This is a genomic window from Streptomyces sp. NPDC049577, from assembly GCF_040675635.1.
In the GTDB taxonomy this organism is placed as follows: Bacteria; Actinomycetota; Actinomycetes; order Streptomycetales; family Streptomycetaceae; genus Streptomyces.
Genome location: NZ_JBFAPH010000347.1, coordinates 1 through 6,555, shown reverse-complemented (window position 1 = coordinate 6,555; position 6,555 = coordinate 1). Strand labels below are relative to the sequence as shown.

Below are 6,555 nucleotides of genomic sequence, written 5' to 3'. Positions count from 1 at the left end.
CTGTGAGTCCTCACGCGACCGTGCGCGACCCCTACCCGCTGCGATCCCGCTGGGAGTGACAGGTGAGCCGGCGACGCCACGACGACGCGGGAGGGGGTGACAAGGGCCCGGGCAGGCTGAGCGACCCGGATCTTCAGGTGCCCGCCCCTCCCGCCTGGCTGCGCTGGCTTCCCGTCACGTATGTCATGTTCGTCCTGGTGCTGGAGCCGCTGACCCCGGTGCAGTGGCCCGTGAGCTTCCTCCTCGTCGCCCTGCCGGTGATCGCCGCCTTCACGCTCGGTCCCGTGGGTGTCGCCGGCTTCACTGTCTTCGCCGTCGGGCTGGAGGGCACCCTGGCCGGCAGCGTGTGCTGTGCGGGCCGGGTCACCCATGATCTGTGGGAGCGGCACTACGTGGGGGCCTACGTCTCCACCGCCGTCGTCGGCGTGCTGGGCACGGCGCTGGCCGCCCACCGCAGGCGGCAGGAGTTCCGGCTGCTCCACGCCAGCTCGATCGCCGAGGCGCTGATGCGCACGCTGCTGCGGCCGGTGCCCCGGCGGGTCGGGCGGGTGCTGGCGGCGGGGCTCTACCGCCCCGCCGAGGCCGTGGTGGGGGGCGATCTCTTCGACATCCGCACCACCGAGTGCGGGGAGCGCGCCGTCATCGGGGACGTCCGGGGCAAGGGCATGCCGGCCGTGCGGACGGTCGCCGACCTGCTGGGCTGCTTCCGCCAGACCGCCCACGACCCGGGTGATCTGCTGCACGTGGCCGACACCATGGAACGCTGCATCGCCCGTGAGGCCGCTGCCATTGCCGACGACGAGTTGTTCGTCACGGCCGCGCTGGTCGAGTACGACCCCGTCGCCCACCGCGTGACGATCGTCAACCGCGGGCACGTCGAACCCGTCCTGATCTCCCGCGGCGAGGTCGAGGCCCTCAGCGGACCGCCCTCGCTCCCTCTCGGCCTGGGGTCCATGACCACCGAGCGCCCCGGCACCTACGACCACCCGCTGCTGCCCGGGGACGTGCTCGTGCTGTGCACGGACGGGCTGGTCGAGGCGCGCGACGAGTCGGGCACCTTCTACCCGCTCCTCGACCGGCTCCGGGACCGCTTCGCGGGCCGGCCGCAGCCGGAGCCCGGTGAGGTCGTCGACTTCCTCGACACCGACCTGCCGCGCCACGCCCGGGCGCTCCAGGACGACGTGGCGGTCCTCGCTCTGGCACCGGTCGGGGCCACGGCGGTCGCGCGATCGAATCCGGACGATCACATGCCGTGAATGCCCGCTTCGGACCGGGTGGTCCAGTCACCGGCTCCGCCGGCCGTGCGTGACGCCTTCCAGGTCAAGGGCCGTGACGCCGGCTCGCCGGCCACGACCCGCGGAGTCCGCATCGGGCCGTCAGCGGCTCAGGGCGCCGCGCAGGGTCATGCCGTGATGCGTGCGCAGCCGGCGCAGCTCCCAGGCCGAGAGGGCCGTCACGGACAACGGGGGCCCGACGAGGAACAGGATCCGTATCCAGAGCGGCGCCGCGACCGGGGGGCTGTCGAAGAGCTGGATGGCGAACATCGACCACACCAGCACCGGCGATATCAGCGGCGGCAGCACCTCGTGCACGTCCGCCGTGCGGAAGACGTGGTGCACGCTCAGGAACGCCGTCGCGAGGGTGAGCGGCACCATGAACAGCGCCAGGGCCGTGGTGAGGATCAGGACGACCGGTTGGAGCAGCGCGGGCAGGCCGGGCGAGTTCGCCAGGTCGTGACCGCCGCCCTGGAGCAGCAGGAACCACAGCAGTCCCGCGGAGCCCAGCAGCGAGGCGAAGCTCAGCAGCGGGGACATCAGCCGCGCCCGGTAGAGGGCCCGGTGCGGCCCGCGGGCCGCGATCACGAACGCGACGAGGGCGGCCGGTCCCACCACCGCCAGCACGCCGGCGCTGATGAAGACCTCGACGAGCTTGTCCTCGACGAAGTTCTTGGCCGACTCGCGCATCGGGTAGACGTAGACCAGCCAGGCCGTCGCCAGCACGCCGATGGCCGTGCGGGCGATCTGGGCCGCCTCGATGCCCTCGTCGACGACCCGGTCCTCCCGCGAGGGCCGGGCCCACACGGCCGCGACCACGAAGGGCGCCGCCAGACAACCGCCGCAGCCGGACCCCGGCCCCTCGTCCCGCTCGTTCCGCCCGGCGCCGCCCACTGCCCCGCTCCCCCGTGATGAATCGATTCCGCGCTTCCGCGGCCGTGAAAAATCGTCCGGCGATCATAACGGAGCGGTGCCCTCGGCCCGCGGCTTCCGGCCGCCTCCTACAGCCGCTCGAACCCCCGCACCCGCTCCCAGTCCGTGACCGCGCTCTCGAACGCCTCCAGCTCGGTCCGCGCCGCCTGGGCGAGGTGGCCGACCACATCGTCACCGAAGACCTCGGCGGCGACGGCGCTGTTCTCCCACCGGTGGAGTGCCGCGGTGAGCGTCGCGGGCAGCCGGGGGACACCGGGGTCGGCCAGGGCGTTGGACGCGTGGGGTGCGGGCAGGGGCAGTTCGTTCTCGATGCCGTACAGACCGGCCGCGACGGCCGCGGCCATGGCCAGATAGGGGTTGGCGTCGCCGCCGGGGACGCGGTGCTCGATCCGCAGGGAGTGGCCGGCGCCGACGACGCGTACGGGGCAGGTGCGGTTGTCACGGCCCCAGCCGATGCCGGTCGGGGCGAAGGCCCCGGGGCGCAGCCGCTTGTAGGAGTTGACGTTGGGGGCCATCAGCAGCGTGAAGTCGGCCAGGCAGGCGAGCTGGCCGGCGATGAAGTGCCGCATGAGGTCGGACATGCCGTCCTCGGCGGCCGGGTCGGCGAGGACGGCGCTGCCGTCCGTGCCGCGCAGCGAGAGGTGGATGTGGCAGGAGTTGCCCTCGCCCTCGTCGAACTTGGGCATGAAGGTGACGGCCTTGCCCTCCTCGGCGGCGATCTGCTTGACGCCGTTCTTGAAGAAGACGTGGTTGTCGCAGGTCTTCATCGCCTCGTCGTAGCGGAAGACGATCTCGTACTGGCCGGGGTGGACCTCGCCGCGGGCGGTCTCCATCCGCAGTCCGGCGCGGGTCATCTCGCGGCGGACGCGGCGGAGGAGGGGCTCGACGCCGCCGAGTCCCTGGAGGGAGTAGTCGACGTTGTAGCGGGTGGCGGGTCGCATGCCGTGGTAGCGGCGGTCCCAGGCCTCGGCATAGGTGTCGTCGAAGACGAGGAACTCCAGCTCGGTGCCGGCGAAGGCGGTCAGGCCGTGGGCGGCGAGCCGGTCGAGCTGTTCGCGCAGGATGCGCCGGGGGGCGACGCGTACGGGGTCCCCGTCCGGCCAGGCGGCGTCGGCGAGGACCAGGGCCGTGCCGGGGTCCCAGCCGGGCATCCGCAGGGTGTCCGGGTCGGGGTGCAGGACGAAGTCGCCGAAGCCGGACTGCCAGGCGTCGATGGCGTAGCCGGGGCCGGTGTTCATCTCGGCGTCGGTGGCGAGCAGGTAGACACAGGCGCTGAAGCCGTTGGCGGCGGCCTCGTCGAGGAAGTAGGGCGCGGCGAGGCGGCTGCCCTGGAGCCGGCCCTGCAGGTCGGGCACCGCGACGACGACCTCGTCCAGGCGGCCGGCCTCGGCCTCGGCGCGCAGGTGGGCGTAGACGGGGTTCTCCTCGGTCACTTCTCCTCCCCGGCGGTGGCGAGGGGGTTGGCGACGCGGCCGTGGACGACGTCGAAGCCCTCGTCCTTCTCGGCGCGGTCGTGGAAGCCGCCGCCGAGGAGCTGTTCGCGGTTGAGGGCGACCCGGTCGAAGCCGGGGGCGAGGAGACCGAAGTCGGCGAAGCGGCCGGCCAGTTCCGGGAAGCGGGCGTGGTAGCGCTCGATCTCGGCGCGGACCATGGCCCAGAAGGTGTCCTCGGGCAGGTCCAGGTGCTCGGCGACCAGCGGCGCGAAGAACCGGAAGTGCCCCGCGAAGACGGCGCTGAGCAGGGAGTGGGCGAGCTCGTGGGCGGGCCAGCGCAGCAGGACGCGGTCGGCGCGCCCGGACAGGCCCGCGTACTCGGGGCGGTTCTCGGGCAGGAGGTTGACGTCCTCGGCGAAGTCCTTGACGGCGATGCCGATCGGGGTGTCCTTCGCGTCGTAGAGGACGACGGTGTTCTCGCCGTGCGGGCAGAAGGCGACGCCGTAGCGGTAGAGGTGGTGCAGCAGTCCGGGCAGCAGGGCGGCCAGGAAGGCGCCTATCCACTCCCGGGCCGGCAGGCCGGAGCGTGCGACCAGTTCCGTGACGAGCGCGCGGCCGTCGGAGCCGGTCTTCAGCAGGGCGGCCATGGTGCGGGCCCGCTCCCCCTCGCCGAGCAGGGCGCCCACGGGCTCGCGCCAGACGGCGCCGAGCAGCTCGTGGTAGCGGTAGGGGGCGTCCTCGACCGCCTCGTACAGGGGGTGGCGCACGGCGACGGCGGCGACCTCGCCGAGCGGGTGGAAGCGCAGCTCGTCGGCGAGGTAGGGGTCGTTCGCCCGGATGCCGTGGAGCCAGGCGCTGACGTCGGGTGCGGCGTGCGTGGGCTCGGTGGACAGGCCGCGCCACACCAGGGTGTTGCGGATGAGCAGGGGCACCTTGACGTTACGACGATGCGGGTGGTCGAGGTTGGCGAGGGTGCGGATCGACTGGAGGGGGCGGTAGCGGTCGGGGCTCTCGCCGAGCCGGACGATCCGGCCCTCGGCGAGGTACGACGCGAAGAGGATCTCGACGGCCTCGTCCCAGTGGAAGGGGTGCACGGGCATCCAGACGAAGTCGGACGCCGCGTACGGGCCGTCCGCGCACGCCTCCTCCAGCACGCCGGTGAACCGCTTGCGGACGTCGTCGTCCAGCTCCTCCTCCAGCAGCGCCTCGGCGTCGAGGCCGGGGACGCCGGAGTAGGCGGCGAGATCGGTGTGGACGGCGGCCCAGATCAGCCGGACGGCGTCGGCGGTCTCGGGGGCGTAGGCCGCCGAGTCGGCGGCGGAGAAGCCGAGCCGGCCCTTGTTGAGCAGCATGCAGGGGTGCCCGTCCTGGTACGCCTCCAGGTCGAGGTGGTCCAGGCCGGCCAGGGCCGCGGCGGGCAGGGCGCGGGTGAGGGACTCGGCGTCGACGCGGCGCGTGGCGGCCAGTTCGCGCAGCACCTCGGCGGTGGTGGGGCCGTCCCAGCCGAGCACCCCGCGGGCGTCGAGCAGGAACCGCTCCGGTCCCGCCTCGCCGTCGTCCGGGGCGGGGTGGCGCACGGGCGTGCCGGCGAGGCGCCAGGTGCCGAAGGTGCCGCGGGCGGCGCGGAAGGTCCAGTGGACGCCGTCCGCGAGGTCGAGGCGGTAGGCGTCCTCGCCGGCGGCCGCGTCGGGCCGTGGCGTCAGCAGCTCCTCGTAGGCGAACTCCTCGACGGCCTTGACCAGCAGCCGGCGTCCTGCCTCTGCCCAGGTGTCTCGGGTGGCGCGGTTCATGGGGTCGTTACTCCTTGGCGTGGACGGGCAGGCCGTCGGGGACGGTGACGGCGAGGGGTTCGGCGGGGGTGAGCGGGGTGGCCGCGGCGGCCGGTGTCCGCGCGGCCCGCCGGGCCGGCGCGAGGGAGGCCACGGCGACGCAGGCCAGGGCCGCGGCGGCGACCGTGAGCGGCAGCGCGAGGTCGTGCGAGACGACGGCCGCGGAGATCAGCGGGGCCGCGAGCAGCCCGGCGGAGCGGACGGTCTCCACGGCGGTGAAGGCGGGGCCGGCGGTCCCGGTGGAGTGGAACATGCGCATCTCCACGGCCACCTGGGCGAGTCCCAGCCCCAGGCCGGCCAGCAGCCGGCCGCCGACCAGCGACGGCAGTCCGCCGGCGGTGTACTGCCACAGGAAGCCGCCGGCGCACACCAGGGCCGCGACGGGCAGCATCCGGTGGCCGAACCGGTCGTGGCAGCGGCGCGCGAACGGCAGGGTGGCCAGCGCGCCGACGCTCGGCAGGAAGAACAGCACGGCGCCGCCGGCGGACCCGCTGCCGAGGCCCTCGGCGAACTCGGTGAAGAACGGCCGCGCCACGGCGAGCGCGAAGTCGAAGGCCACGCCGATCAGGGCCGCCTGGGCCAGGAGCGCCCACCGGCGCCGGACCGGGGCGGGGGCGGCGGGCCGGGCCGGCTTCCCCTGCCGGGCGGGCAGCCGGCGCAGCACCCGCAGGATGAGCACGGCGAGGACGACGTCGACCACCGCGAAGGAGGACACGCCCAGCCTCGGGTCGGGCAGCGCGAGCACGCCCGCCCCCACCAGGGTCGCCGCCACGGCCGCGACATGGAAGACGACCACGATGGACCGGACGGCGGCCAGCTCGGCGTGCTCGGCGTCGCTCTGCTCCTCGGCCGCCGTGCGGGTGTGCTCGGCGATGAAGGCCGGATAGGCCAGCAGCAGCGCGGCGTTGGCGGCCACGGAGGCGGCGGACAGCGCGGTGAAGGCGGCGTAGCCCGGCGCGAAGCCGAGGAAGACGTCCACCACGGCCGCCGCGCACAGGCCGGTGGCCACGAGCTGGTGCAGGGGGCGGCGGCGGGCCGCCAGCCCCCACAGCGGGAGCGCGATCAGCCCCACGATGCGGCAGATCC

5 protein-coding genes are annotated in these 6,555 nt (G+C 74.1%); 1 reads left to right on the top strand and 4 read right to left on the bottom strand.

Annotated elements, in window-relative coordinates; all coding sequences use genetic code 11:
- Positions 1-62 precede the first annotated feature (62 nt).
- Positions 63-1,256 (top strand): PP2C family protein-serine/threonine phosphatase, encoded by a 1,194-nt coding sequence (locus tag AB0K09_RS27820; RefSeq protein ID WP_366068168.1) that lies wholly within the window; start codon positions 63-65, stop codon positions 1,254-1,256.
- A 120-nt stretch (positions 1,257-1,376) separates the two neighbouring features.
- Here AB0K09_RS27820 and AB0K09_RS27815 read toward each other — a convergent pair whose 3' ends face one another.
- The 4 genes from AB0K09_RS27815 to AB0K09_RS27800 form a co-directional block, all read right to left on the bottom strand.
- Complete coding sequence (locus AB0K09_RS27815) at positions 1,377-2,168, bottom strand: hypothetical protein (protein WP_366068166.1); 792 nt, start codon at positions 2,166-2,168, stop codon at positions 1,377-1,379.
- Between the two features lie 107 nt (positions 2,169-2,275).
- Positions 2,276-3,640, bottom strand: a complete 1,365-nt coding sequence (locus tag AB0K09_RS27810; protein WP_366068165.1) for a glutamine synthetase family protein — start codon at positions 3,638-3,640, stop codon at positions 2,276-2,278.
- Complete coding sequence (locus AB0K09_RS27805) at positions 3,637-5,430, bottom strand: IucA/IucC family protein (protein ID WP_366068164.1); 1,794 nt, start codon at positions 5,428-5,430, stop codon at positions 3,637-3,639. The genes AB0K09_RS27810 and AB0K09_RS27805 overlap by 4 nt, the downstream gene beginning before the upstream one ends.
- Before the next feature lie 7 nt (positions 5,431-5,437).
- The coding region (locus tag AB0K09_RS27800) for a hypothetical protein (protein WP_366068163.1) at positions 5,438-6,555 on the bottom strand (1,118 nt) is incomplete at its 5' end.